The sequence below is a fragment of the Salinilacihabitans rarus genome (assembly GCF_024296665.1).
GTDB lineage: Archaea > Halobacteriota > Halobacteria > Halobacteriales > Natrialbaceae > Salinilacihabitans > Salinilacihabitans rarus.
In genome coordinates this window covers 2,063,416-2,089,110 of record NZ_CP100762.1, presented here as the reverse complement: position 1 = coordinate 2,089,110, position 25,695 = coordinate 2,063,416, and the positions used below count along the sequence as shown (strand labels likewise).

General features: G+C 70.5%; 24 protein-coding genes. 12 read left to right on the top strand and 12 right to left on the bottom strand.

What is annotated here, in order from left to right; genetic code table 11:
- Positions 1-5: 5 nt before the first annotated feature.
- A complete protein-coding gene (locus tag NKG98_RS10915; RefSeq protein WP_254765955.1) occupies positions 6-605 on the top strand; it encodes a uracil-DNA glycosylase in 600 nt (199 codons plus the stop codon).
- Here the strand turns inward: NKG98_RS10915 and NKG98_RS10910 are convergent.
- From NKG98_RS10910 to NKG98_RS10900, 3 genes are read right to left on the bottom strand one after another with little or no spacing between them, the layout of a single operon-like run.
- Positions 602-1,603 carry a PhnE/PtxC family ABC transporter permease gene (locus NKG98_RS10910; protein ID WP_254765954.1) on the bottom strand — a complete coding sequence of 334 codons (1,002 nt, stop codon included), beginning with the start codon at positions 1,601-1,603 and terminating at the stop codon, positions 602-604. The two genes, NKG98_RS10915 and NKG98_RS10910, sit on opposite strands and share 4 nt — an antisense overlap.
- Positions 1,600-2,391 (bottom strand): phosphonate ABC transporter ATP-binding protein, encoded by a 792-nt coding sequence (gene phnC, locus NKG98_RS10905; protein WP_254765953.1) that lies wholly within the window; start codon positions 2,389-2,391, stop codon positions 1,600-1,602. The genes NKG98_RS10910 and phnC overlap by 4 nt, the downstream gene beginning before the upstream one ends.
- Before the next feature lie 47 nt (positions 2,392-2,438).
- On the bottom strand, positions 2,439-3,440 hold the full coding sequence (locus NKG98_RS10900) for a phosphate/phosphite/phosphonate ABC transporter substrate-binding protein (protein ID WP_254765952.1): 1,002 nt from the start codon (positions 3,438-3,440) through the stop codon (positions 2,439-2,441).
- 190 nt (positions 3,441-3,630) lie between these two features.
- On the opposite strand from NKG98_RS10900, the gene hisH reads away from it, so the two are divergent.
- Positions 3,631-4,296, top strand: a complete 666-nt coding sequence (hisH, locus tag NKG98_RS10895) for an imidazole glycerol phosphate synthase subunit HisH (RefSeq protein ID WP_254765951.1) — start codon at positions 3,631-3,633, stop codon at positions 4,294-4,296.
- Here the strand turns inward: hisH and NKG98_RS10890 are convergent, their stop codons facing one another.
- Positions 4,297-4,653, bottom strand: a complete 357-nt coding sequence (locus NKG98_RS10890; RefSeq protein WP_254765950.1) for a hypothetical protein — start codon at positions 4,651-4,653, stop codon at positions 4,297-4,299.
- 96 nt (positions 4,654-4,749) lie between these two features.
- Here NKG98_RS10890 and NKG98_RS10885 point away from each other — a divergent pair, with 96 nt between their 5' ends.
- Both NKG98_RS10885 and NKG98_RS10880 read left to right on the top strand, forming a co-directional pair.
- Complete coding sequence (locus NKG98_RS10885) at positions 4,750-5,865, top strand: tRNA (guanine(26)-N(2))-dimethyltransferase (protein ID WP_254765949.1); 1,116 nt, start codon at positions 4,750-4,752, stop codon at positions 5,863-5,865.
- Between the two features lie 51 nt (positions 5,866-5,916).
- Entirely contained in the window at positions 5,917-7,236 is a 1,320-nt protein-coding gene (locus NKG98_RS10880) for a YihY/virulence factor BrkB family protein (RefSeq protein WP_254765948.1), read from the top strand.
- Positions 7,237-7,401: 165 nt separating this feature from the next.
- On the opposite strand, the gene glnA is transcribed toward NKG98_RS10880, so the two are convergent.
- A complete protein-coding gene (gene glnA, locus NKG98_RS10875; RefSeq protein ID WP_254765947.1) occupies positions 7,402-8,757 on the bottom strand; it encodes a type I glutamate--ammonia ligase in 1,356 nt (451 codons plus the stop codon).
- A gap of 125 nt (positions 8,758-8,882) precedes the next feature.
- Between glnA and lrp the strand changes: the two genes are divergently transcribed.
- A complete protein-coding gene (gene lrp / locus NKG98_RS10870) occupies positions 8,883-9,344 on the top strand; it encodes an HTH-type transcriptional regulator Lrp (protein ID WP_254765946.1) in 462 nt (153 codons plus the stop codon).
- Positions 9,345-9,362: 18 nt separating this feature from the next.
- Here lrp and NKG98_RS10865 read toward each other — a convergent pair whose 3' ends face one another.
- Both NKG98_RS10865 and NKG98_RS10860 read right to left on the bottom strand, forming a co-directional pair.
- Positions 9,363-10,295, bottom strand: coding sequence for a pyridoxal-phosphate dependent enzyme (locus tag NKG98_RS10865; RefSeq protein ID WP_425504333.1), 933 nt, complete (start codon positions 10,293-10,295; stop codon positions 9,363-9,365).
- A gap of 3 nt (positions 10,296-10,298) precedes the next feature.
- Positions 10,299-10,565 carry a hypothetical protein gene (locus NKG98_RS10860; RefSeq protein ID WP_254769513.1) on the bottom strand — a complete coding sequence of 89 codons (267 nt, stop codon included), beginning with the start codon at positions 10,563-10,565 and terminating at the stop codon, positions 10,299-10,301.
- A 107-nt stretch (positions 10,566-10,672) separates the two neighbouring features.
- On the opposite strand from NKG98_RS10860, the gene NKG98_RS10855 reads away from it, so the two are divergent.
- On the top strand, positions 10,673-11,347 hold the full coding sequence (locus NKG98_RS10855; protein ID WP_254765944.1) for an Ig-like domain-containing protein: 675 nt from the start codon (positions 10,673-10,675) through the stop codon (positions 11,345-11,347).
- Between the two features lie 179 nt (positions 11,348-11,526).
- Here the strand turns inward: NKG98_RS10855 and thsB are convergent, their stop codons facing one another.
- Entirely contained in the window at positions 11,527-13,200 is a 1,674-nt protein-coding gene (gene thsB, locus NKG98_RS10850; protein ID WP_254765943.1) for a thermosome subunit beta, read from the bottom strand.
- Between the two features lie 278 nt (positions 13,201-13,478).
- Here thsB and NKG98_RS10845 point away from each other — a divergent pair, with 278 nt between their 5' ends.
- From NKG98_RS10845 to NKG98_RS10825, 5 genes are all read left to right on the top strand, one after another.
- On the top strand, positions 13,479-14,408 hold the full coding sequence (locus NKG98_RS10845) for an NAD-dependent epimerase/dehydratase family protein (RefSeq protein WP_254765942.1): 930 nt from the start codon (positions 13,479-13,481) through the stop codon (positions 14,406-14,408).
- A 90-nt stretch (positions 14,409-14,498) separates the two neighbouring features.
- Positions 14,499-15,614: a lysylphosphatidylglycerol synthase transmembrane domain-containing protein gene (locus NKG98_RS10840; protein ID WP_254765941.1), complete on the top strand. Its 1,116-nt coding sequence runs from the start codon at positions 14,499-14,501 to the stop codon at positions 15,612-15,614.
- 12 nt (positions 15,615-15,626) lie between these two features.
- On the top strand, positions 15,627-16,823 hold the full coding sequence (locus NKG98_RS10835) for an alpha-1 4-glucan-protein synthase (RefSeq protein ID WP_254765940.1): 1,197 nt from the start codon (positions 15,627-15,629) through the stop codon (positions 16,821-16,823).
- 48 nt (positions 16,824-16,871) lie between these two features.
- A complete protein-coding gene (locus NKG98_RS10830) occupies positions 16,872-17,993 on the top strand; it encodes an extracellular solute-binding protein (protein ID WP_254765939.1) in 1,122 nt (373 codons plus the stop codon).
- 10 nt (positions 17,994-18,003) lie between these two features.
- A complete protein-coding gene (locus NKG98_RS10825) occupies positions 18,004-20,145 on the top strand; it encodes a DUF7846 domain-containing protein (protein ID WP_254765938.1) in 2,142 nt (713 codons plus the stop codon).
- A gap of 144 nt (positions 20,146-20,289) precedes the next feature.
- Here the strand turns inward: NKG98_RS10825 and NKG98_RS10820 are convergent, their stop codons facing one another.
- The 3 genes from NKG98_RS10820 to NKG98_RS10810 form a co-directional block, all read right to left on the bottom strand.
- Positions 20,290-21,006, bottom strand: a complete 717-nt coding sequence (locus NKG98_RS10820; RefSeq protein ID WP_254765937.1) for a dolichyl-phosphate hexose transferase — start codon at positions 21,004-21,006, stop codon at positions 20,290-20,292.
- Positions 21,007-21,071: 65 nt separating this feature from the next.
- Positions 21,072-22,703, bottom strand: coding sequence for a GMC family oxidoreductase (locus NKG98_RS10815; protein WP_254765936.1), 1,632 nt, complete (start codon positions 22,701-22,703; stop codon positions 21,072-21,074).
- Positions 22,700-23,245, bottom strand: coding sequence for a gluconate 2-dehydrogenase subunit 3 family protein (locus NKG98_RS10810; RefSeq protein ID WP_254765935.1), 546 nt, complete (start codon positions 23,243-23,245; stop codon positions 22,700-22,702). The genes NKG98_RS10815 and NKG98_RS10810 overlap by 4 nt, the downstream gene beginning before the upstream one ends.
- A 106-nt stretch (positions 23,246-23,351) precedes the next feature.
- Between NKG98_RS10810 and NKG98_RS10805 the strand changes: the two genes are divergently transcribed.
- Positions 23,352-24,986 (top strand): ABC transporter permease, encoded by a 1,635-nt coding sequence (locus NKG98_RS10805; RefSeq protein ID WP_254765934.1) that lies wholly within the window; start codon positions 23,352-23,354, stop codon positions 24,984-24,986.
- Here the strand turns inward: NKG98_RS10805 and NKG98_RS10800 are convergent, their stop codons facing one another.
- Positions 24,987-25,685, bottom strand: coding sequence for an SOS response-associated peptidase (locus NKG98_RS10800; RefSeq protein WP_254765933.1), 699 nt, complete (start codon positions 25,683-25,685; stop codon positions 24,987-24,989).
- Positions 25,686-25,695 lie beyond the last annotated feature (10 nt).

Below are 25,695 nucleotides of genomic sequence, written 5' to 3'. Positions count from 1 at the left end.
CGACCATGGACGAGGAGAGAGAGGGCCTCGAGGTGACCGCCTGCGAGCGCTGCCCGGCGCTCGTCGAGTCCCGGAGCCGGATCGTCGACGGGACCGGCCCCGAGGACGCCGACGTGCTCTTCGTCGGCGAGGGACCCGGCGCCGAGGAGGACGCGCAGGGCGAACCGTTCGTCGGTCGCAGCGGGTCGGTGCTCGACGAGACGCTGCGGACCGTCGGTCTGGACCGCGAGACGGTCCGGATCGCCAACTGCGTGCGGTGTCGCCCCCCGGAGAACCGCGACCCGACGACGGAGGAACTCGCGAACTGCCGGGGCTACCTCGAACGGGAGATCGAACTGCTCGACCCCGACGTGATCGTCGCGCTCGGGAAGGTCCCCTCCGAGCACCTGCTCGGGCGGTCGGTCGCCGTGACGAAGGAGGCGGGGACGGTCGAGGAGGTGCGGATCGACGGGACGCCCCGGCGGGTGCTGATCTGTCTGCACCCGGCGGCGACGCTGTACGATCGCAGTCAGACGGGGACGTTCGAGCGGACGCTGACGACGGCCGCCGAACTGGCGGGCGTCTCGGGCGCGGAGAGCGGGCAGACGCGCCTCGGCGAGTTCTAGTCGCGGCGCCCGCCGATCCCGAGCCAGCTACCGGCGTCGCCGAGCCCGCGGATGCTCTCGAGCAGCCCCTTGCTCTCGTGTTCGCCGGGACGGAGCCGGGCGCGGATGCGCGAGGAGACGAGTTCCACCGTGAGGACGATGAGGATGACCATGAAGATGCCCGCGGCGACCTTCTCGAACTCGCGGAACTGCGTCCGGAGTTCGATGTACTCGCCGATGCCGCCGGCGCCGTAGACGCCGAGGCTGATCGCGATCCGGACGTTGATCTCGAGGATGTACAGCGTCCACGCGATGAAGGAGGTCGACACCTGACTGAGCATCCCGAAACCGACGATCTGTGGTCGCGAGGCGCCGGTCGAACCGATCGCCTCGATCGGGCCGTCGTCGATCTCTTCGAGTTCGTCGGTGAACAGCCGCCCGAGGTTGCCGACGGTGTCGGTCGCGATGGCGAGCATCGCCCCGACCGGCGAGACGCTCGTGAGCGGCACGTAGATGAGGATCCACACCAGCGCGGGGATGGCCCGGATGGTGCTCATCGTCCCGCGGAAGAGGAAGTTAAACGGGAAGGGGACGACGCGCTCGGAGCCGAGCACGCCGAACAGGAGCGCGAACGGGAAGCCGATGACGGTCCCGGTGAAGCCGATCACGATCGTCGTGACGCTGAGCCCGACGATCCCGTCCTGTTCGAGGAGGCTCTCGTAGATCGAGACGGGGTTCGCGAGGCTCTGGAAGAAGCCGTTCCAGCCGTCGTGGCCGCGGTCGCTCGAGTAGGTCGTGAAGTCGACGAAGTCGGGGTTGAAGTACGCCTGCAGGTACTCGAAGAAGACCTCGCGCTGTTCGAGCAACTCCCCGAGGTCGACGCCGATGAACTGCCCGCCGAAGTAGGTCGCGACCAGCAGCGCCGCGAGGCCGGCGACCGTCAGCACCCGGCGGATCAGTAGCCGGCGTTCGAGGAACGCGAGCATCTCCTCGACGCCCCGTCCGGCGTCGGTGCTCACGCGTCGCTCACCCCGTTCGCGGCGGAGCGCTGCGACGACGGCTCGCCGATCCCGTCCCCGCGGCGCTCGCCGTCGCCGTAGTAAATCTCGTCGACGACCGACATCGTCAACTCGTCGGCGGTGCCGTCGAAGATCAGTTCGCCGTCGCGGACGCCGAGGAACCGGTCGCCGAACTCCCGGGCGATGTTGACCTGGTGGAGGCTGGCGATGGTCGTCAACTCGCGCTCGCGTGCGGCCTGTTTCATGTACCCCATCACGTCCTTCGCGGCTTTCGGGTCGAGGCTGGCGACGGGTTCGTCGGCGAGCAGGAGGTTCGGGTCCTGGACGAGCGCGCGGGCGATGCCGACGCGCTGTTTCTGCCCGCCGCTCATCGACCCGGCGCGCTGGGGCGCGGCCTCCAGCAGGCCGACGGTCTCGAGCGCCTCCAGGGCCGCCCGCTTGTCCTCGCGGTCGTACATCGTCAGCAGGCTCCGGAGGAGGTCGGTCCGCGAGAGCGCGCCGGTGAGCGCGTTCCGGTAGGCGCTCAGGCTCTCGATGAGGTAGTGCATCTGGAACACCATCCCGACGTCCTCCCGGGCCCCCGTCACCTGCTCGTCCCCGATGTAGACGCTCCCCTCCGTGGGCGCCGTCAGCCCGTTGAGGATCCGCAACAGGGTCGACTTCCCGGCCCCGGACGGCCCGAGGACGACGACGAACTCGCCCGCGGGGACGTCGAAGGAGATCCCGTCGAGGGCGACCGTGTCCTCGCCGTACACTTTTGTAACGTTCGTCAGTGATACTTTCGGCATTGTCTATCGGTTCATATCGAGGGTTACAAATCTGGTGAACGGACCGCCTACAGGTCCTCGTCGAGCAGGTCCGCGGAGATGCCGAGGTCACGTGCGACCTCGACGACCGGCTCGTAGGCCTCCGCGTCGGCCTCGCGGACGTCGCTGAACCACAGCTGGTTCTCGTCGCCGTCGCCCTCGTACGCCTCGTCGGGGGCGTCGAGGAACGCCTGCTGGATGTCGTCGCGGGCGTCCTGGCCGAGTTCCGGGCTGACGGCGATCGGCGCACGCGGGATGCCGTCTTCCTTCTGGACGAGTTCGATGCCGTCGAGGTACTCCTCGCGCTCCTCGTCGCCGTCCTCGACGGCGATGAACATGCCGACGCCGGCCGCGTCGGCCTGTCCGGCCTGCAGGGACTCGATCGCGGCGGTGTGGCTCGAGAACGTCGCCTCGAAGTCGGCGCCACTGTCGTCCTCCGGGAGGCCGCCGATGTCGAGGCCCGCCTGTTTGAGCATGTACAGCGGGTACAGCGAACCGCTGGAACTCAGCCGGTCGGCGAAGGCGATGGTCTTGCCCTCGAGGTCTTCGAGGCTCTCGACGTCGGTGTCCTCGCGGGTGACGATGACGCTCGCGTACTCCCAGCTTCCGTACGCGTAGCGCTGGAGGATGATGTCGACCTCGTCGGAGCGGACGCCGAGGGCCGCGGCGAACGGCCCCATCTCGCCGATGTGGCCGGAGCCGCTGCCGAGCGCCGAGATGACCGCGCTGTACCCCTGGGCGTACTGGAGGTTGATCTCCGAGCCCAGTTCCTCCGAGAGGTAGTCGGCCATCGGCCCGTACTGGGCCTCCATCTCGTCCTGGGGCTCGGTGGGCGACATGAGGAAGTCCAGTTCGTCGGGGAGCGGTTCCCCGTCCGTACTCTGCTCCCCGTCCTCGTCGCCCCCGTTCTCGCCGTCGTCGCCGTCGGTACCCGATCCGTCGGCGCCGTCGTCGCCGTCCTCGTCCTCGTCGCCGAGACAGCCGGCGAGTCCGGCGAGTCCGATCGTTCCCACGGCGCCCGTCGATCGCATAAACCGTCGTCGATTCACCATGACGAATCGTTTTCAAATCCTTGAAAGTACGGATAAATCTTCCTAATCGTTCTACGTAGAGGTACGTATCGAACGGCGTGAACGGCGCAGGCGTCCTCGCTCGCACGCCGACTCGGCAGGGACGGCCCCGACGGAAAGTCACTTGCCCCCGCCGTCCCGACGGTACCGCATGGATCGAACGATCACCTCGCCACCCGAGGAGACCCTCGCCTCCGTGGTCGTCGTCGACTACGGCCTCGGGAACCTCCGCAGCGTCACCCGCGGCCTCGAACGGGCGGGCGCCGACGTGACGATCACCGACGACCCCGAGGCGTTCGCCGCGGCAGACGGCGTCGTCCTCCCCGGCGTGGGCGCGTTCCGCGAGGGCGTCGAGAACGCCGACCCGCTCCGCGAGGACCTCCTCGCGGTCGCCGAGCGCGGCCAGCCGCTGTTCGGCATCTGCCTCGGGATGCAGATGCTGCTCACGACCAGCGAGGAGGGCGACAACGAGGGCGAGTCGGCCGTCCAGGGGCTGGACCTGATCCCGGGGACCAACGCCCGGTTCGCCGAGGGGCAGAAGGTGCCCCACATGGGCTGGAACGAACTGTCGGTCGAACGCGAACACCCGCTGGTCGAGGGCGTAGATGGACAGTACGCCTACTTCGTCCACTCCTACTACGCCGTCCCCGACGACGACGCGGCGACCGTCGCGACCACCGAGTACGGCCGCGAGTTCCCCTCGATCGTCGCCGACGAGGACGGGACCGTCTTCGGGACGCAGTTCCACCCGGAGAAGAGCGGGGAGACGGGGTTGCAGATCCTGCGGAACTTCGTCGACATCTGCGCGGAGCGATAGCTAGAGGAACTCCCGGACGTCGGAGTACCACATGTCGTGGTAGTCGACGTGGCCGACGCGGCGGGCGACGGCGACCGCGATGGCGTGCCAGCAGAGGTCGGTCGGGTCGTCGGGGTCGAGGTTGTACTCGCTGTCCTTGCAGGTACAGCCCCGGTCCTCGACGATGTACTCGTCCCCGTAGCCGACGACGACGGTGAAATCGCGGTAGGCCTTGACCCGGCCCTCGGCGACGGCCTCGATCGCGCGCACCCCGCGGTCGCCGTGTAGCCGCGAGATCCGCTCGACGATCTCCGGCGTCAGTTCGCCGGTCTCCTCGAGGCGGGCTTCCCAGCGCTCGACGGGGTTCGTCTCCGGCACGGGCGGAACTCGGCGCCGAACTGTAAAGTTGGTTCGGTTGTCGGACCCGGCGCGCGGAACGCGGCGTTTTTTCGGCCTCGGCCCCCGAGTCGTGGTATGCGCGTCACCGAGGGCGGGATCGAACTCGAGGTGCCCGCCGAACAGACCGAGGGGGTCGAGGCGTCGGTGTTCTACAACCCGCGTCAGGAACTGAACCGCGACCTGACGGTCGCGACGCTGCGGGCGTTCCGCGAGCGCGAACCGCGCGCGGAGACGTACCTCGACGCGATGACCGCAAGCGGCGTCCGCGGCGTCCGGGCCGCCGCCGACGGCTGGGACGTGACCTGCTGTGACGTCGACGAGGCAGCCGTCGAACTGGCCCGCGAGAACCTCGAACGCAACGACCGCGAGGCGACCGTCGAACGCCGCAACGTCAACGCCCTCCTGCACGAACGCGCCTTCGACGTCGTCGACCTCGACCCGTACGGGACGCCGATGCCGTTCGCCGACGCCGCCTTCGCCCGCGCCCGCGATCTCGTCTGTGTCACGGCCACCGACACCGCGCCGCTCTGTGGCGCGCACTTCCGCAGCGGCATCCGGTCGTACTCCGCCGTCCCCCGGAACACCGACTACCACCCCGAGATGGGCGTCCGGATCCTGCTGTCGGCGCTCGCGCGCAGCGCCGCCCGCTTCGACGTCGGCGTGACGCCCCTGCTCACCCACGCGACGAGCCACTACGTCCGGACCTACCTCGAACTGGACCGCCGGCCGACCGCGGCCGACGCCGCCGTCGACGAACTCGGCCACCTCTACGGCTGCGAGGACTGCTTCTACCGCGAGGCCGATCCCGGGTTGGTCGCCGATCCGCTCGAAACCTGCCCGCACTGCGGGGGCGAGCGGCTGTTGACTGCGGGCCCCGTCTGGCTCGGCCCGATCCGCGACCGCGAGTTCGTCGGGGCGGTGCGCGAGCGGGTCCCCGACGAGTTCGGCACCGCCGAGAAGGCCCGCGACCTCTGTGAGACGCTGGCGACCGAACTCGACGAGCCGACCCACTACGACCAGCACAAACTCTGCAAGAACTGGGGGCTGCCCGCCAACGCGATGGACGACTTCCTCGCGGATCTCCGGGCGGCCGGCTTTGCGGCCTCGCGGGCCCACTACGGCGGGACGACGTTCAAGACGGACGCGAGCGTCGGCGAGATCCGCGCGGCGACGGCCGACGGCCTCGAGTGAGCGTTCGACTCGTCGTCCGACTATTTGGGCCGCCGCGCCGTACGTTCACGCGTGCTCGCCCACAGGAACTGGACCGGACGGTGGCGCGACCTCGCGCTCGACGCGATCAGGCTCGCCCGCACCGAACAGCTGACGCTGCTGGCGGCCGGCGTCGCCTACTACGCGTTCGTCTCGCTCGTACCCCTGTCGCTGCTGGCGGTGGCGCTCGCGGCCTCGATCGGCGGCGAGGCGCTCGCGGACCGGCTCACCACCGCCGCCAGCGACGTCCTCACGCCGCAGGCACAGGAACTGCTCACCGAAACCGTCCTCGACGAGTCCGGCCGGACGGGGGCGACCGTCGTCGGCGCCCTCGGCCTGCTCTGGGGGTCGAGTCGCGTCCTCCGGGGGCTCGACCGGGCGTTCTCGGAGGTGTACGGCACCGCGGCCTCGAAGTCGCTCGTCGACACGTTCTGGGACTCGACGATCGTCTTTCTGGCGATCACGGCCGGACTCGCGCTCGTCGCCGTCCTCGAGATGATCGTCGACCTCGTGCCGGTCGGCGGGCTCCTGCCGGTCGGCTACGCCCTCGTACTGCTGGGGCTCGTGGCCGCGTTCCTCCCGCTGTACGTCGTCTTCCCGGACGCCGGCGTCGACGTCCGCCGGGCGCTGCCGGGGACGGTCCTCGCGGCGGTCGGCTGGCTCGCGCTGAGTCGCGCGTTCGCGCTCTACACCCGGATCGCCGGCGAGTTCACCGTCTACGGCGCGCTCGGAGCGGTGTTTCTCGTGCTCGCGTGGCTCTACGTCGGTGCGGTGATCCTCGTCTTCGGCGCGGTGCTGAACGCGGTGCTCGCCGGGGTTGACGTGGACCGGCAGCTACAAAGTCCCGGCACTCGACAGATCCCGACAGGAGCGATGACCGACGACGCCACGGGGGCCGACGAGGGGTCGGCCGACGACCGCGAGCGGACTGGAGCGGAGACGGGGACGCGCGCGAGCGCCAGCGCCCGCACCCGGGACCGGTCGGCCGACCCCGAGGCCCTCCGCGAGGAGGTAGAGCGCCTCCGCGACCGGGTCGAGACGTTCGAGGAGAGCGTCGAGCGCCGAACCGTCGAGCGCGACTCCCTCGAAGCCGACATCAGGCGGTACGTCCGCCGTCGGATCCGCCGCGGACACGCCCGCGACTGGGGGCCGTACCTCGTGTTGCTCTACGGCACCGCGATGACGATCGGGGCGTTCTACTTCCTCGACGGTCCCTGGGCCATCCTCGCGATGTTCGTCGTCTGGACCTCGACGCTCGGCCTCTACGTGCTGATGGTGCTGTTCGGCGCCGGCCTCTCGCTGCTCGACGTTCCGGGTCGCCTGCGCGACGCCATCGGCGAGCGCCGGTCCTGAGCGGTCGACGCGGGGCGGGCAACGGCGCGTTCGCGCGCCCGCGGCGGCGGTGAAGCGGTGTCGAGAACTCGCTCGCTCGCCGTCGTCCCGGCCATCGCGTGCTGTGGCGTCTGCCTCGGTTTCGCGACGGGAGCTATCGGCAGAAAGGAGAGGTCGACCGCGAGCCTAGAACGTCTCGAGGTAGCGGTCGAGTTCCCACTCGGAGACTTCGACGATGTACTCGGAGAACTCGTGGCGTTTCGCCTGGACGAACTTCTCGTAGACGTGCTCGCCGAGGGCCTGCTGGACGAGTTCGTCCTCGTCGAGCGCGTCGACGGCGTCGCCGAGGTTGGCCGGCAGGGTATCGATGCCGTACTCCTCGCGTTTGGCCTCGTCGAACTCGTAGATGTTCTCGCGGACCGGGTCGGGCGCGTCGAGGCCGCGCTCGATGCCGTCGAGGCCGGCCTGAATGATCGCCGCGAGCGCGAGGTAGGGGTTACAGGAGGGGTCGGGCGAGCGCAGTTCGATGCGCGAGGCCGCCGGGACGCGCGCGGCGGGCTTGCGGATCAGCGCCGAGCGGTTGCGGTCGGACCACGCCACGTAGACGGGTGCCTCGTAGCCCGGCACGAGGCGCTTGTAGCTGTTGACGGTGGGGTTCGCGACCGCGGTGATCGCCGGGGCGTGTTCGAGGACGCCGGCGAGGAAGGCGTGGGCCTCCTCGCTGAGGTCGAACTCGTCGTCGCCGTCGTGGAAGGCGTTCTCCCCGTCCTCGGTGAACAGCGAGACGTGGGTGTGCATCCCCGAGCCGTTGATGCGCGCGATCGGTTTGGGCATGAACGTCGCGTGGAGGCCGTGCTCGGCGGCGATGGCGCGGACGACCGTCCGGAAGGTGGCGACGTTGTCCGCCGTCGACAGCGCGTCGTCGTAGGTGAAGTTGATCTCGTGTTGCCCTTCGGCGACCTCGTGGTGGCTGGCCTCGACCTCGAAGCCCATGTCTTCGAGCCCGTAGATGATGTCCCGGCGGACGTCGGAGGCGAGGTCCTTCGGCGCGAGGTCGAAGTAGCCGCCGGCGTCGTTGGTCGTCGTGGTCGCGCGCCCCTCCTCGTCCTCCTCGAAGAGGAAGAACTCGGGTTCGGGGGCGGCGTTGACGGTGTAGCCCATCTCCTTGGCGCGGTCGAGCGCCCGCTTGAGGACGTACCGCGGGTCGCCCTCGAACGGTTCGCCCGTCGAGGTGTCGATCACGTCGCAGATCATCCGCGCGGCGGCGCTCTCGTCGTTGGTCCGCCACGGGAGGACCGCGAACGTCTCCGGGTCGGGTTTGAGCCGCATGTCCGACTCCTGGATGCGGACGAACCCCTCGATCGAGGAGCCGTCGAAGTAGATCCCCTCGGTGAACGCCTTCTCCGCCTGACGTGCCGGGACCGAGACGTTTTTTACGGTCCCCAGAATGTCGGTAAACTGGAGCCGGAGGAAGTCGACGTCCTTCTCCTCGATCTCGTCCAGAACCGCCTGTTCCGCGGTCGTAAGATTTCCGCTTGTCATCTTCTCGTCGGCGTATCCAACTACGTCTACTACTAAAGTCCTGCTGTTCCGAGCAAATCTTCTCTCTACGTCGCGAAACTGGATATTCGTAAACTTCTAATGGGTGGGGTGAGTGGGTACGGTTGATGACGTACGAAAATCTCGACGCAAAGTTGGTGAATGCACTCCTCGGCGACGGACGCGCCAGTCTGCGCAGTCTCGCGGAGGAACTCGACGTCTCGGTGACCACGGTCTCGAACCACCTCTCCGACCTCGAAGCGGAGGGCGTGATCGAGGGCTACACCCCGCAGGTCGACTACGACGCGCTCGGCTACGACGTCACGGCGGTCATCCAACTGAAAGTCGAGGGCAACGCCCTCCCCGACATCACCGAGACGCTCAGGGAGCACCGCCAGATGATCTCCGTCTACGAGGTCACCGGCGACTACGACGTGATCGCCGTCGGCAAGTTCACCGACACCGACGGGATGAACGACCAGATCAAGGCGTTGCTGACCGACCCGGACATCAAGGAGTCGAACACCAGCGTCGTCCTCAACGCCGTCACCGAGAACGAGCAGTTCGAACTCGACATCGACGAGGAGTGAGCCAGCGGCACCACCCCGTCAGCACAGGTCCCTGAGTTCGGCGTAGTTTTTGAGCCCGGAACCGGTGACGACCGCGACGGTCACGCCGTCGTACCTGTCTGCCACCGGCGTGACGACGGCGGAGGTCGGTTCCGCGAGGATGCCCTCCCGGGTCAGTTCTCGCAGTCCGGCTTCGAGTTCGGCCTCGGTGACGACCTCCAGCCGTCCGTCGGACGCCGTTATCGCCTCCGTCGCCTCCGCGCAGTTGAACGACTCGGAGGCGATGATCCCCTCCGCCAGACTCTCCCCGGGGTCCTCGACGACGGCGTGGGAGGTGCCCTCCCGGAGGGCCTTCCGTATCGGGGCGGCCCCTTCCATCTGGACGCCGATCATCGCCGGCGATTCGCCGCGCTTCTCGAACCCCCGCCAGATCCCCGCCAGATTCGTCCCGTTGCCACACGGCACGACGACCTGATCGGGAACGACCCGCTCCAGTATCTCGACCGCGATGTCCTCGTAGGCTTCGAGGGAGGTGTTCGAGACGCCGGGGGTGACGTTCCACCCGTCCAGGTCCTTCCCCCGGAGTTCGTGGAAGACGTCCTCGTAGACGCCGTCGTACTCCACGAGCGTCGCCCCCAGCGCCTCCATCAGTTGCTTCTTGCTCTCGGAGGTCCGCTCCGGCACGTGACAGACACACTCCAGCCCCGCCCGCCGCGTGTAGACCGCAAGCGAGAGAGCCGCGTTGCCGGACGAGCAGACGTGGAGCCGTTCGACCCCCTCGTCGAGCGCCTTCGACACCGTGAGCGCGGTGCCCCGGTCCTTGAAACTGCCGGAGGGGTTGAGCCCCTCGTGTTTGTAGTACAGGGTCTCGTCCCGCACGCTCCGTATCAACGGCGTCCGTCCTTCCCCGAGGTTCGTCGTCGACCTCCCGTCTCGCTCGCGACGACTCCATCCGCGTTCGTCATCCTTCATCCCCTATCGACCGTCGACTCTCGTCTCACAAACCTCTGCTGGTTCAACTATGTACTCTATAGCCGTCTGAACTGTACGAACGCCAAATCCCGAAAATGGCGGGTGGTCGGGCCGCGGCGACGGGGCGGGGCACCGCGCGTAGAGGACGGTCAGACCGAGCGCGAGCAGCAAGCGCCCCCACCAGAGCGAGTCGCCGGGCAGCGCCTCGAGGACGAGCGTGACGATTCCCGAGGAGAGCAGCGACCGGCCGACCGTCGTTCGAGCGGTCATACCGCCACGGCAGGATCCCGTAACTCGTCGGCCTGCGACGCGCGACTCGCGCGGACGGTCCGCAGGCGGCCCCGAAGGCATTTATCGCCCGCCCCGAGAGAGCCACCATGCGACGACGGACGCTCCTCGCCGCGACCGGCGCCGGCCTCGGCGGGGCCGGCTTCTGGTCGGTGAGCAAGCGCTCGCTCGAGGAGAACTACTACGTGACCTGCGAGGCCGCGTACGTCCCGTACGACCGCCTGCCCGACGACGCCGCGGCCGAGGTCGACGCCGCCCTCGAAGACGGGGCCTACGACACCCGGGGCAAACTGTACTACGAGCGGGCCGTCGCCGACGGCGTCGTCCTCTGGAAAGGCGAGGACTACTACGTTCACCGGATCGACGACGACGGCGACGCGACGACCCTCTCGTTCGAGGCCGTCTCGCCGAGTCGCCCCTCGCCGGCCGAACTCCGCCTCTCGAACGCGGAGGCCGACCCCCTCTCCGTGCGCGTGACCGTCGAGCGCGACGGCGAGACGGTCACCGACGAGGAACTGACCGTCGACCCCGCCGCCGAGGGCGACGACCTCCCGACGGTCGCGTTCGCCGAGGCCTTCGGCGAGTACGACGTCACCGTCGACGTCGAGGACGGCGAGAAACTCTACACCCGGGTCGGCCTCTCCGTCGACCCGGCGTTCGCCGACGCCCTGCTCGTCGTCTCGCGGGACGACGTCGACATCGAACGCAACGTCGACGAGGCGGCCCGGTCGCCGTGTTCCGGCGGCTGGTGGGGCGAGGAGTAAGGGCCTCCGCCGTCGGGCCGGAATCGCGCGTCGGCCCGGCACACGACGGTTCGAATCGCGGGGTCGCCGCTGCGTACCGGAGCGAGCGGGGAGGAATCGGGCCGACGTCGGGTACGGTCGCGAGTCGGTTCGAAAGCGGTTCGGGTGTCGGTTGGCTGGCGTGGGCTACTGGCCGACGCTCACATCGCGCCGCCCATACCGCCCATGCCGCCCATGCCGCCCATGCCGCCGGCACCGCCCATGTCCATCTCCTCGTCGTCGTCGCCGTCGGTGCTCAGGTCGCCGGCGGCGATGATGTCGTCGATCTTGAGGACGAGGTTGGCGGCCTCGGAGGCGCTGCTGACGGCCTGCTCCTTGGCGTGGGCGGGTTCGACGACGCCGGTCTCGAAGGTGTCCTCGACGTCGCCGGTGTAGACGTTCAGGCCGGCGCGGATCTCGCCGTCGTCGTGGGCCGCACGCAGGTCGACGAGCGTGTCGATGCTGTCGAGGCCGGCGTTCTCGGCGAGCACGCGCGGGACGAGTTCGAGCGAGTCGGCGAACGCCTCGACGGCGAGCTGTTCGCGCCCGGAGACGGAGTCGGCGTAGTCGCGCAGCCGCGAGGCGAGTTCGACCTCGATCGCGCCGCCGCCCGCGAGGACGCGGCCGTCGGAGACGGTCTGGGCGACGACGTCCAGCGCGTCCTGGACGCCGCGTTCGAGTTCGTCGACGACGTGCTCGGTGGAGCCACGCAGCAGGAGTGTGACGCCGTGGGCGTCCTCGCCGGTGACGTAGAACAGTTCGTCCTCGTCGTCGCGGGTGACGTCACCGAAGCCGAGGTCGTCCTCGGTGGCGCTTTCGAGGTCCGAGACGACCGCGGCGTCGACGACCTCCGAGAGGAACTCGAGGTCGGACTTCTTCGCGCGGCGGACCGCGAGGATGCCCTCCTTGGCGAGGTAGTGCTGGGCGAGGTCGTCGATGCCCTTCTGGCAGAAGACGACGTCGGCGCCGAGGTCGACGATGTGGTCGACCTTCTCGCGGAGCTGCTGTTCCTCGCGGTCGAGGAACTTCTGGAGCTGGTCGGGGTCGGTGACGGAGACTTCGGTGTCGACGTCGGTCTCCTCGACCTCGATCGGGTCGTTCAGCAGCAGGATGTCGGCGTCCTCGACGCTCTCGGGCATGTCGTCGTGGACGGGGTCCTTGTCGACGATGCCGCCCTCGAGCAGTTCGGACTCGCCGGCGCTGCGGCCGGTCTGGGTCTCGACCTCGAGGAACTCGAGGTCGACGACGTTCTCGCCCTCGTCGTTCTCGACGGTGACCTGACGGACGGCGTCGACGATGAGGCTCGCGAGGTGTTCCTTGTTGACCTCGGCGCCCTTGCCGGTCATCGAGGTCTCGGCCGTCTTGCGCAGGAGGTCCTCGTCGTCGGTGTCGATCTCCTCGGCGATGTCGTCGATCTCCTCGCGGGCCCTCTCGGCGGCCATGTGGAAGCCCTTGATGATCGCCGTCGGGTGGATCTCCTGTTCGAGGAGGTCCTCGGCGTTCTTGAGGAGTTCACCGGTGACCGCGACGGCCGTCGTCGTCCCGTCGCCGGCCTCGTCCTCCTGGGTCTCGGCGACCTCGATGATCATCTCGGCCGTCGGGTTGTCGATGTCCATCTCCTTGAGGATGGTGACGCCGTCGTTGGTGATCGTCACCGATCCCATCGAGTCGACGAGCATCTTGTCCATCCCCTTCGGACCGAGGGTAGAGCGAACGGCTTCAGCGACCGCACGCGCGGCGCTGATGTTGTAGTCCTGCGCGTCGCGGTCCTTGACGCGCTGGGAGTCCTCGCTCATTACGATCATCGGCTGTCCCTGCTGCATTCGCTGACTCATGATCGGTCGAGAGATTGATTGTGATTCTATATAAATGCTTCGTTATCGCGGGGCCCGATCGCCGCCGCCGACGCCCGTCGCAGCGACGGAAACCGCACCAGTGCGCGCCGCTCCCGACGGTTCGACGCGGCCCGCGACGGCCCACCGCCGGGTGTGAACCGTTGACGAACGCGGTCGTTTATATGTCCGGGTCCGGGGTCTGCGCCGGGGCGACCGGCCGAGGCCACACGGCGTCGCGCAGCGGAACCGTTAACCACCAGTCGGTGAACCGTTCGGGCATGAACGGCTCGGATCGCCGCGCGCTCGTCACCGGCGGCGCGGGGTTCGTCGGCTCGCACCTCGTCGAGCGGTTGCTCGACGACGGGGTCGACGTGACGGTCGTCGACGACTGCTCGAACGGCTCGCGCGAGCGGGTGCCCGGGGGGGCCCGGTTCGTCGAGGCGGACCTGACCGACCCCGGCGCGCTCGACGGCCTCCTCGACGGCGTCGACCGCGTCTGGCACCTCGCGGCGTCGAAGGTCGTCGACACGGACCGCCCGCACGGTCAGTTCGAGGACAACACCCGGATGACCCGCGAGGTACTGGAGGCGATGGCCGAGGCGGGCGTGACCGAGGTCGCCTACACCTCCTCGTCGACGGTCTACGGCGAGGCGCCCCGGCCCACTCCCGAGGACTACGCGCCGCTCGAACCGATCAGCGCCTACGGCGCGAGCAAACTCGCCGACGAGGGACTGCTCTCGGCGCGCGCACACAGCCACGACCTCACCGTCTGGAACGTTCGGTTCGCGAACGTCGTCGGGCCGGGCCTGCGCGGGGCCGTGATCCCCGACTTCGTCGAGAAACTCCGCGACGACCCCGAGACGCTGACGATCCTCGGCGACGGCCGTCAGGAGAAGTCCTACCTGCACGTCACCGACTGCGTCGACGCGATGTGCCACGTCGTCGCGCACGCGGACGACGCGATGAACACCTACAACCTCGGGACGCGGACGACGACCTCGGTCGACCGAATCGCGGCCATCGTCGCCGACGAGATGGGCCTCGACCCCGACTACGAGTACACCGGCGGCGACCGCGGCTGGACCGGCGACGTGCCGAAGATGCGCCTCTCCATCGAGAAACTCGCCGCGCTCGGCTGGGAACCCGCCCTGTCGAGCGACGAGGCCGTCCGCCGGGCCGCGCGCGAACTGGTCGCCGAACTCCGCTGACGGCTGCCGGAATCGCGACGAGAGACGCCGACGTGGCCGTTCACACTCGTTTTAGGTGGGCTTAAATATCTGCGCTCGAACCGCTCGTGCATGGACGAGGCGGGCGACCGATCGAACCGACTCCGGGCCGCGCTGACGCGCCGGCGGGTGGCGCTCGCGGGGACGGTCCTCGTCTTCGCCGGCCTGCTGGTCGCGCTCCGTGAGGTCGACCTCCGGGCGGTCGCCGCCGAGGTCTCGGGCGCCGACCCCGCGCTCCTCGCCGCCGCCGTCTGCGTCTACGCCGTCTCGTGGCCGCTGCGGGGCCGCCGGTACGGCGACGTGCTGGCGGCGATCGGTCACCCGACCGGGACGGGGTTTCTCACGCTGGTCGTCTTCCTCAGCCAGACGGGGAACCTCGCGCTCCCGGCGCGGGCGGGCGACGGCGTCCGCGCGTACGCGATGAACGCCCGCCGGGACGTGCCGTACCCCGCGGGGGCCGCCTCGCTGGCCGTCGAGCGGGGCTTCGACCTCGCGGCGATCGCGACGCTCGCGGGGGCGGCGACGTGCTGGCTCGCCCTCGCCGGCGACGCGGGGCCGCTCGCCCTCGCCGGCGAGGCCGGCGGCGCGCGGACGGCGCTGGCTGCCGCGGGGGGCGTGACCGCGACGACCCTGACGCTGGGGGCCGCCACCGTCGTCGTCGCCCGGTCGGACCGCCCGCTCGGGGCGGGCCTCCGGGCGCGGTGCTCGCGGTTCCCGCGGCTTCGCGGCCCGGTCGAGGCCGCCCTCCGGTTCGCCCGGACCGTAGCCGTCGTCGCGCGGAACCCGCGGGCGATGGTCGTCGTCGGCGCGGGGAGCCTCCTCGTCTGGGCGCTCGACGTCCTCACCGCCGTGCTGGTGCTCGCGGCGCTCGACAGCGGCCTCGCGGCCGGCCCCCTGCTCGCCGTCGGCGCGCTCGCGGTGAGCGTCGGCAACCTCGCGAAGGTGTTGCCGCTCTCGCAGGGCGGCGTCGGCCTCTACGAGGCGGCGTTCACCGCGCTGGTCGTCGGCCTCACCCCCGTCGGCGCGAGCACGGCGCTGGCGGCCGCGGTGGTCGACCACGCGCTGAAGAACGCGGTGACGCTCGTCGGCGGCGCGGGCGCGGTCGCCGCGCTCGGCATCTCCCCGTCGGCGGCCGATCGCGAGGCCGAGACGGGGACCGGCAGATTTTTAGGCTCGCCTAAAAGATAGTCGGGCAGCCAGATGAGCCAGGATATCTGCGTGATCGTCCCGACGATCCGGGAGTACGAGTGCGTGCGCTCGTACGTCCGAAACGCCCGCGAGCACGGGTTCGACGTCTCGCGGCTGCACGTCGTCCTCGTCACCGAGGACTTCTGTGAGACCGAAGAAATGGCGGCGATGCTCGACGAGGAGGGGGTCTCCGGCGAGGTCTTCGACGGTACGCGCCGCGAGGAGTGGTACGAGGACCACGGCGTCGCGGAGTTCGCCCACGTCGTCCCGGCGGCGAGTCACGCCGAGACGAGTTTCGGCCTGCTGTACATGTGGGCGAACCCCGAGTTCGAGTACGGCTTCTTCCTCGACGACGACACCCTCCCGCACGAGGACGTGGACTTCTTCGGCACGCACATGCAAAACCTCGCCTTCGAGGGCGAGATCGAGGCGGTCTCCTCGGACGAAAACTGGGTCAACGTCCTCTACCGGAACGCAGCGGAACACGGCCTCTACCCGCGGGGCTACCCCTACTCGGCGATGGGCGAGACCGTCGAAACCGGGACGGCCGAGGTCGAATCGGGCGCGGTCGTCGCCTCGCAGGGGCTGTGGACGAACGTCCCCGACCTCGACGCCGTGCGCATCCTCATGGACGGCGACCTGCAGGGACAGGCCCGGACCCGGACGACCCGCGAGGACTTCGGCGAGGACTTCGTCGCCGCCCGCGGGAACTACCTCACCGTCTGCTCGATGAACCTCGCGTTCCGCCGCGAGGTGATCCCCGCCTTCTACCAGCTACCGATGGACGACAACCGCTGGGACGTCGGCCGGTTCGACGACATCTGGAGCGGCGTCTTCCTCAAGCGCGCCTGCGACGTCCTCGGCAAGCGCATCTACAACGGCGCCCCGCTGTGTGAACACAACAAGGCCCCGCGAAGCACCTTCGACGACCTCAACAACGAGGTGCCGGGGCTCGAACTCAACGAACACCTCTGGCGGATAGTCGACGGCGTGGAACCGGCGGTTCCACGGGACGGTCGGACGGCCGGGCCGTCCGACGGCGCCGACTCCTACGCCGCGGTCTTCGAGGCGATGGCGCGCGAACTCCGCGACGGCGACTGGTCCGACTACAACAACGGCGCGTTCCTCAACTACGTCGGCGAGTACATGATCGAGTGGCTGGCCTGCCTCGACGCGCTCGAACGGACGGTCCCCGCGACGGCGGACTGACGGCCACGAACCGACGCCTATAAGTTGATTTAGGCGAGCCTAAAAACTATGACGCGACGAAACGACTCCGCCGGACGCGCGGGCCGTCGGCGGTTTCTCGCCGGTTCGGCCGCGCTCGGAGCGGTCTCGCTGGCTGGCTGTACCGGGTTGATCGGCAGCGAGGACGACGACTCGTCGATCGGCCAGATCGGCTCCGGCCGCGAGGGGCGCGACCCGCCGGGGGGCACGTCGATGGAGGAGATGCCGGACCTCGAGGGCGAACTGACCGTCTACTCCGGGCGGGGGAAGTTGCTCGTCGACGAACTCCTCGGCTACATCGACGACCTCTACGACGACTTCACCGTCGTCCCGCGCTACGACGACGGGAGCACCCTCGTCAACCAGATCCTCAACGAGGGTCAGGGGACGAACGCCGACGTCTTCTACACCGTCGACGCCGGCGGCCTCGGGACGCTCGCCGACGAGGGACGCACCCGCGAACTCCCCGCCGACCTCCTCGACCTCGTCCGCGAGGAGTTCCGCACCGACCGCTGGATCGGCACCTCCGGGCGCGCCCGGACGGTCCCCTACAACACCGACGCGTTCTCCGCCGACGACGTCCCCGACGACGTCATGGCGTTCCCCGAGTTCGACGCCGACCTCGGCTGGGCGCCCTCCTACCCCTCCTGTCAGGGCTTCGTCACGGCGATGCGCCTGCTCGAAGGGCCCGAGGCCACCCGCGAGTGGCTCGAAGGCGTCGTCGACGCCGGCATCCGCGACTACCCCGACGAGTTCGCGATCTGTCAGGCGATCGCCAACGGCGAGATCGACGCCGGCTTCACCAACCACTACTACGTCCAGCGCGTCCTCGACGGCTCGCCCGACGCGCCCATCGACACGGCGTTCACGAACGGCGACGCGGGCGCGGTCTTCGACGTCGCCGGCGCGGCCGTCCTCGACGCCGCCGACGACCCCGAACTGGCGGCGAACTTCGTCCGCCACCTGCTGTCGGCCGAGGCCCAGGAGTACTTCGCCGTCGAGACGTTCGAGTACCCGCTGATCCCCGAGGTCGACCCCGTCGGCGACCTGCCCACGATCGACGAACTCGACGTGCCGGACCTCGACCTCTCGCAACTGTCGGACCTCGAACCGACGATCGACCTCATGCGCGAGGTCGGCATCGACACCTGATCGGCACCCCGTGGCCCCGTCCGACCCCCGCCCGCGTCCGCTCGCCCGCCTCCGCCGGTCGGTTCGACGATCGGTTCGCCGCGCCCGCGACCCTCCGGGCCGCGACCGGGCGTACGCGGCCGCGGTCGCCGTCCTCGCGGGCCTCGCCGTCTTCCTGCTCGCGACGGAGCTGTTCCCCTACCACTCGAACAACGACGACGAGGCCGTCTACCTGCTGCAGGCGGCGATGCTGCTCGACGGCCAACTCGAACTCCACGCGGGCGACCTCGCGGGCGCGTTCCGGCCGTGGTTCTTCGTCGCGGACGGCGGCCGACTCTACCCCAAGTACGCGCCCGTCCCGGCCGCGACGTACGCCGTCTCGATGGCGCTGTTCGGCGAGCCGCGGGTGACGCTCGCGCTCGTCGCCGCGGGCAACGCCGCGCTCGTCTACGTCCTCGGCGCGACGGCGTTCGACCGCCGGGTCGGCGTCGTCGCCGCGGCGCTGTTCGCCGCCTCGCCGATGACGCTGCTCACCTCCTCGGTGTTCCTCCCGTACGCGCCGACGACCCTCCTGAACCTCGCGTTCGCCGTCTGCTACCTCCGGGGCGTCCGCGAGGGGTCGCTCCCGAGCGCGGCCGCCGCGGGCGTCGTCGTCGGCCTCGCGTTCTTCGCGCGGCCGTACACCGCCGTCCTCTTCGCCGCGCCCTTCGTCTGCCACGCGCTCTGGACGGTCGGCCGTTCGCTCCGCCGGGAGGGAGTCCGCCCGCTGCCCGACCCCGTCCGGCGGAACGCCCTCACGGCCGCGGGCGGCCTCGCGTTCGTCGGCGTCGCGCTCGCGTACAACGCCCGACTCACCGGGTCGCCGCTGCTCTTTCCGTACGAGGCGTTCGCGCCGCTGGACGGCCCCGGCTTCGGCCGCCGGCGGATCCTCGGCCACTCGATCGAGTACACCCCCGAACTCGCCCTGCGGGCGAACGGCTACGCCCTCCGGTACCTCGCGACCCGGTGGGTCGCCGCGGGCGCGCTCGGCACCCTCGCGGCGCTCTGTGGCCTCGCGGTCGCCGCGCGCCGGTGGCGCCGGGGTCGCGACGGCCGGAACCCCGCGCCCGTCCTCCTCGCCGGCCTGCTCGTCTCCGTCCCCGTCGGGAACGTCCCCTTCTGGGGCAACTACAACGTCCTCGCGACGCTCTCGGACCCGACCGACGGCCTCGTCGCGCAGTTCGGCCCGTTCTACCACTTCGACCTGCTGGCGCCGCTGTCGATCTTCGCCGCGCTCGCGCTCGTGACCGGCTGGCGGACGCTCCCCGACCGCCTCGCCGCCCGGACCTCGCCCGGTGCCGCGCGGCGGGTCGCCATCGCCGCGCTCGTCGCGAGCGCGCTCGTCCTCGGCGGGGCCAACGCGGCCGCCGTGGCGGCCCCGCTCGAACGCAACGCCGCCCACACCGAGCGGTTCGAGGCGGCCTACGAGCCCTTCGAGGAGACCGACCTCGACGACGCGCTGGTCTTCCTCCCGACGCCGTACGGGCCGTGGCAGAACCACCCGTTCCAGCCCCTGCGCAACGACCCGGACCTCGACGGCGAGGTCGTCTACGCGCTCGACCGCGGCCCCGCGGGTGATTTCGCCGTGCTCGACGCCTACCCCGACCGGACGGTCTATCGCTACGCCTACCGCGGCGAGTGGACGCCGAACCCACACGACCGCGTCGTCCCGACGCTCGAACCGCTGGCGGTCCGCGAGGGCGCGTCGCTCGCGGGCGAGACGACCGTCGCCGTCCCCGACCGCGTCTCGCGTGCGACCGTCAGGCTGGAGACCGACGCGGGGTACGCCACCTACGGGATCGACGACCCCGGCGAGACGGTCGCCGTCGACTGGGCGCTCGAACCCGGCGAGGCCCGACTGGAGACGCCCGACGGCGCCGCGGCGGTCCCCGCGAACGGGACCGACGAGGTGGCGCTCTCGGTGACGGTGGTCCAGCCGGACGGGAGTTCCGCCACCTACCGTCAGGTGGCGACCGTCCGGACGACCGACGACGGCGTCGAGGCGGTCTGGCCGCCCGAGCGGACCGTCTGCACCCTCGTGACCGCCTGCGGGAGCGAGGGCACCTACCTCCCCGACGACCCCGAGGCCAACCCGGCGTGGGCCGAGTTCGAGACGCGACTCGAGGAGCGGTGACCGGCGTGGCATCGCGACCTCGGGGCGGTCGACGCGTGAGCGGTCGCGGGAGTCGCTCCGGACGTGTCCCCGCCGTGGCTTCGCGACGAGGGACCGGTCGTTCGACTACCGTCCGCGGGACGAAACGAGATTAGAAACGGACGACTACCGGACCCGTTCTTCGAGACAGACCTTCACGATCGACTTCGCGATGGCGGCCCCGCCTTTGATCGGATCGAGTTTCGTCTCGCCGGCGCGCTCGCGGTACTCGATGGGGTGCTCGCGGACGTCGTAGCCGCGCAGCAGGGGCCGGATCAGCAGTTCCGCGGAGAGGCCGGTGTTCTCGGTCCACTCGATCGACTCGACGACCTCGCGGCGGTACGCGCGCATCCCGGTCGTGGTGTCGTGGACGCGGGTGCCCATCAGGACGCTCGCGAGGGCGGCGAAGGCGTGGTTCCCGGACCGGTTGAACGCCGGCATCGCGTCGGCGCCGTGGTAGAGGCGGTCGCCGCTGACGACGTCGTAGCCTTCGTTGACGAGGGCGAGAAACTCCGGCAGTTGCTCCATCGGGTAGGTGTCGTCGCAGTCGGTCGTGACGACGACCGGCCGGTCGGGCGCGAGGATGGCCTCGCGGACGGCGACGCCGTAGCCCCGTGGCTCCTGTTCGATCACCGTCGCGCCGTGCTCGCGGGCGATTTCGGGGGTCCGATCGGAGGAACCGTCGACGCAGACGACCTCGGCTTTCCCGTCGGTCACCTCCTCGACGTCCGAGAGCACCGTCCCGATCGCTTCCTCCTCGTTGTACGTGCCCATCACGACGCTGACGTCCTCGAAGGTGTACTCGTCCGCGGCCGCGCCGCCGCGGGTCAGGCGTCCTCTCATTACCGGGCGTTGCGAGCGCTCGGGCTTATACTTTTAGGTTTACCTAAAACAGGTCCGTCGGGGACTCACAGCGCCGCCTCGACGGCGTCTGCACACTTCAGCGCGAGCGCGGCGATCGTCAGCGTCGGGTTCATCGCGCCGCCGGTCGGGAAGACCGAACTGGAGGCGACCCACAGGTTCTCGAGGTCGTGCGCGCGCAGGTCGGGGCCGACGACGCTCTCGGCGGGATCCGTCCCCATCCGGGTCGTCCCCATGTGGTGGTAGGCGGGACCCGTGTCCTCGGGGCCGACCTGCCACGTGATCTCGGCGCCGAGTTCCCCGAGGATCTCCGCCTGGACCTCGTTCGCCCGTTCGATCGTTCGCCGGGCACGCTCGCCGACGGTCCAGTGGACGTCCGGGACGGGGTCGCCGCGGTCGTCGGTGCGCTCGGGGTCGAGCGCGACGTAGCTGTCCTCGCGGGGGAGTTGCTCGACCAGCGCGCCCACCGCGACGTGGGTGCCGTACTCGTCCCGGAGGCGGTCGAGCAGGGCGTCGCCCCAGTCGTCGCCGGTCAGCGCCAGTTCGACGGGCGAGGGGCCGGCGTAGTTGAAGAACTCGAGTTTGAACGGGCCGACCTCCGCGTCGGCGTCGTCGTAGAACTGGTGGGACTCGCTGGTGAGGAAGCCGACGTGGTTCTGGCGGGTGGGTTCGTCCAGCCGTCCGCCGACCCCCGCGAATAGGTGGTCCATGAAGAACCGACCGACGAGACCGCTCGAATTGGCCAGCCCGTCCGGATACCGATCCGACGCCGAGAGCAACAGCAGGCGGGGCGTCTCGACGCCGCCGCAGGCGAGCACGAAGGCGTCGGCCTCCTGTCGGTGCTCGCCGTCGGGGGTCGCGTAGACGGCCGCTTCGACCCGGTCGGCGCCGTGTTCGAGGTACCGGACCGGCGCGCGGTCGATCACCGTCGCGCCTCGCTCCGCCGCGCGCTCTACGTGCACCGTGGCGTCGTACTTCGCGCCGGCGGGACAGACGGGCTGGCAGGTGCCGTAGCCGACGCAGGCGCTGCGGCCGTCGTAGGCCTCGGAGTTGCGGGCGTTGGGTACCGGGTGCATCGCGATCCCGAGTTCGTCGCAGGCCTCGGCGAACAGGCCGTCGCTGTAGGAGGGCGGGAAGGGGGGCATCGGGTGGGGCTCCTCCCGGGGCGGTCCGAAGGGGGTGTCGGCGCCGGCGACGCCCAGTTCGCGCTCCGCCGCGGCGTAGTAGGGCCGCAGGTCCTCGTAGTCGAGCGGCCAGTCGACGCCGACGCCGCGGGCGCTCGCGGAGTTGAAATCGTCCTCGTGCAGCCGCATCACCATCCCCTGCCAGTGCAGCGTCGACCCCCCGACGCCCTTCACGCGGGCGTGGTTCAGCGGGTAGAACCGCTCGCCCGACGCCGAGTGGGCGTCCCGTTCGGGGTCGCCGTCCCAGACGTCCGGCCGGTCGTAGGCCGGCCGGATGGCCCGCTCCTGACGGGCGAGCCGATCCACGGGGTCGAACCGCGGCCCGGCTTCGAGGACGACGACCTCGCGGCCGGCCGCGGCGAGGCGGTCGGCGACCAGCGCGCCGGCCGGTCCCGCACCGATCACGCAGACGTCGGCGCCCTCGACGGGCGTGCGGTCGGCGTCCGCGTCCGTCGCGACCCCCGTATCTTCGGCGGGCGGGCGACCGCCGCTCACGGCGACGGCCCCCGCTGGTAGGTGTCGGTCCCGCCCGGGTGGCCCTGCGGGTTCTCGATCCCGACCAGTTCGCCGCCCGCCGGGGAGGCGTACAGCGCCAGCAGCAGGTCGTTCACGACGTAGTACCGGACTCGCTCGGCGGTCGTCCCGTCGGGGTCTTCCGCCGCGGCGTCGGCGCCGACCTCGCCCAGCAGCGAGTCGCGGTCGGCCGCCGGCAGCGCGGCGAAGGCGTCGCCGTACCACGCCGCCGCGCGCCGGTCGAGGTCGGCGACCGCCTCGCGAAGCCCCGCGGCGTGGCGCTCGCCCGCGAGTCGCCCGTCGAGAAACGCCTCGACGAACGCCTCGACGCCGGTCACGTTAGACGGGTAGACGACCTCGGCGGCGGCGACGAGCGTCTCGCGGACCGTCTCGTCGTCGGCGGCGTCGGCCCCGGCGTCTACGGCCCCGTCGGGCCGGCCGCGCCGGCGGACGCCGACCGCGGCGGCGCCGCCGGCCCCGACCGCGGCCAGCGCGGCGACCGCGTCGCGCCTGGTCAGCTCCATGCGGAGGGATTAGGCAAACCTAAACCTTATACCCGTTGGAACGAGACCGTCGATACATCGAGCGACGCGGTCGCCCCCGGCGGCCGCGCCCGACGACCTCTCACCGATGAAATCTACCGTCAGACGGCTGCGACGCTCCGCGAGCGGTACCGACGAGCTTCCGCTCGGGTTGACGCTGCTTGCCGGCGCCGTCGCCGCGAGCATGCTGTTTCCCCTCACGTGGCTCGTCGTCGAGGCGGCGACGGTCGACCTCGGCCGGGCGTGGTCCATGCTGGTCCGGCCGGCCACCGTCGACGTCGTCGTCAACAGCCTCCTGCTGATGGCCGGCGTGACGGCTCTGTCCGTGTTGCTCGGCGTTCCGCTCGCGTGGCTGACCGTCCAGACCGACCTGCCGTTCCGGCGGTTCTGGTCGGTCGTCGTCGCGCTCCCGCTGGTCGTCCCGAGCTACATCGGGGCGTTCGCGTTCGTCTCCGCGTTCGGCCCCCGCGGCGAGTTCCAGTCGATCCTCGAACCGCTCGGGATCGAGCGCCTGCCGGAGATCTACGGCCTGCCGGGGGCGATCCTCGTCATCACCCTCTACACCTACCCGTACGTCTACCTCACCGTCCGGGCGGGGCTGCTCTCGTTCGACACGACGCTGCTCGAGGCCGCCCGGACGCTCAACCACGGCCGGTGGGGGGCGTTTCGCCGGGTGACCCTGCCACACGTCCAGCCCGCGATCGTCGCCGGTGCGCTGCTCGCGGCGCTGTACGCCGTCTCCGACTTCGGGACGCCCGCGATCATGCGCCTGCCGGTGTTCACCCGCCAGATCTTCGTCGAGTTCCACCGGTTCGCGGCCGACTACGCCGCGATGCTCTCGCTGCAACTGCTCGCCATCGTGCTCGTCGTGCTGGCGCTCGAATCGCGCGTCCGCCGGGACGAGTCGATCCACGGCGACGGCGTCGGCGGCGACGCCGACCCCGTCGTCTCCCTCGGCGCGTGGCGGTGGCCGGCGACGCTCCTGCCGGCGGCGGTCGCCGGCCTCGCGCTGGCGGTCCCGCTGTGGATCCTCGGGCTCTGGCTCGTGACCGCGGACCCGAACGCCCGCCCGCAACTCGGCTTCGAACTGCACTACGCGACGAACTCCGTGCTGGTCGCCGGCGCCGCCGCGTTCGTCGCCATCGTCGCCGCGCTGCCGGTCGCCTACCTCGCCGCGCGGACCGACTCGCGCCTCGCCGACCTGTTCGAGCGGGTGACCTACGTCGGCTTCGCCGTCCCCGGGGTCGTCCTCGGACTCGCGCTCGTCTACTTCGGCACGCGGTTCGACGCGCTCGGCCTCCCCTACGCGCCGCCGATCTACCAGACGCTCCCCCTGCTCGTCTTCGCCTACGTCGTCCGCTTCGTGCCGCAGGCGGTCGGCTCGATCCGCACGACGACCCTGCAGGTCGATCCCCGCCTCGTCGAGGCCGCCCGGACGCTCGGGAAGTCGCCGCTGCGCGCCTTCCGGTCGGTCACCCTCCCGCTGATCGCGCCGGGGGTCGTCGCCGGCGCCGCGCTCGTCTTCCTCACCACGATGAAGGAACTGCCGGTGACGCTGTTGCTCCGGCCCAACGAGTTCGAGACGCTCGTGACGCTCGTCTGGCAGGCCCAGGAGGGCGCGTTCTTCCAGTACGCCGCGATCCCCTCGCTGCTGTTGCTCGCGGTCTCGGCGCTCTCGATGGTCGTCCTGCTCTCCCAGGAGGGCGGGCGCGGCGGGCTCTGACTACTCGACCGGTTCCACCAGCGACGGGTCGTCGTTGGCCGGACTGTTCACCGCCGTCGACACCGGGTCGGCCCGCATCTCCTCGGCTGGGTGGGGTGCGAGCAGGTCGCTCGGGTCGTCCCCCGTCAGCCAGCGGCGCTCGTCGCCGGGGTCGAGGACGACCGCCATCCGGTGGTGCAGGTCGGCGACGAGGTCGTTGGGCTCGGTCGTGACGACGGCGAACGTCTCCCGGCCGTCGTCCTCGGGATCGGCGCCGTCGCCGAACGCGGCGAGGCTCGCCTGCGTCGTCGGCGGCTCCCACCGCGCGCGCAGCCCCGCCATCGCGAACGGCCGGCCGTCCTCGAAGGCGACCCGGTAGGGCCGCTTGCCGTCTTTGGTCTCGACCCACTCGTAGAAGCCGTCCGCGAGGACGAGACACCGGCCCGCGGCGCCGTCGCGGCGGTAGGCGTCCCGGAAGGTCGGCGTCTCCGCGACGGTCTCGGCCCGCGCGTTGATCGGCGCGTTCGCGTCGTCGTCGGCCCACGGCGGGACGAACCCCCACTCCAGCGTGTGGATCGTCTCGGGTTCGTCGTCCGCGATCACCGGCAGACGCTGGCCCGGCGCCGCGTTGTACCGCGGCTCGAACGGTTCGGCGAACGTCGCGTCGAACCGCTCCTCGAGGTCGTCCGGGTCGACGAAGAGGGTGTACCGGCCGCACATGCGCCGACGT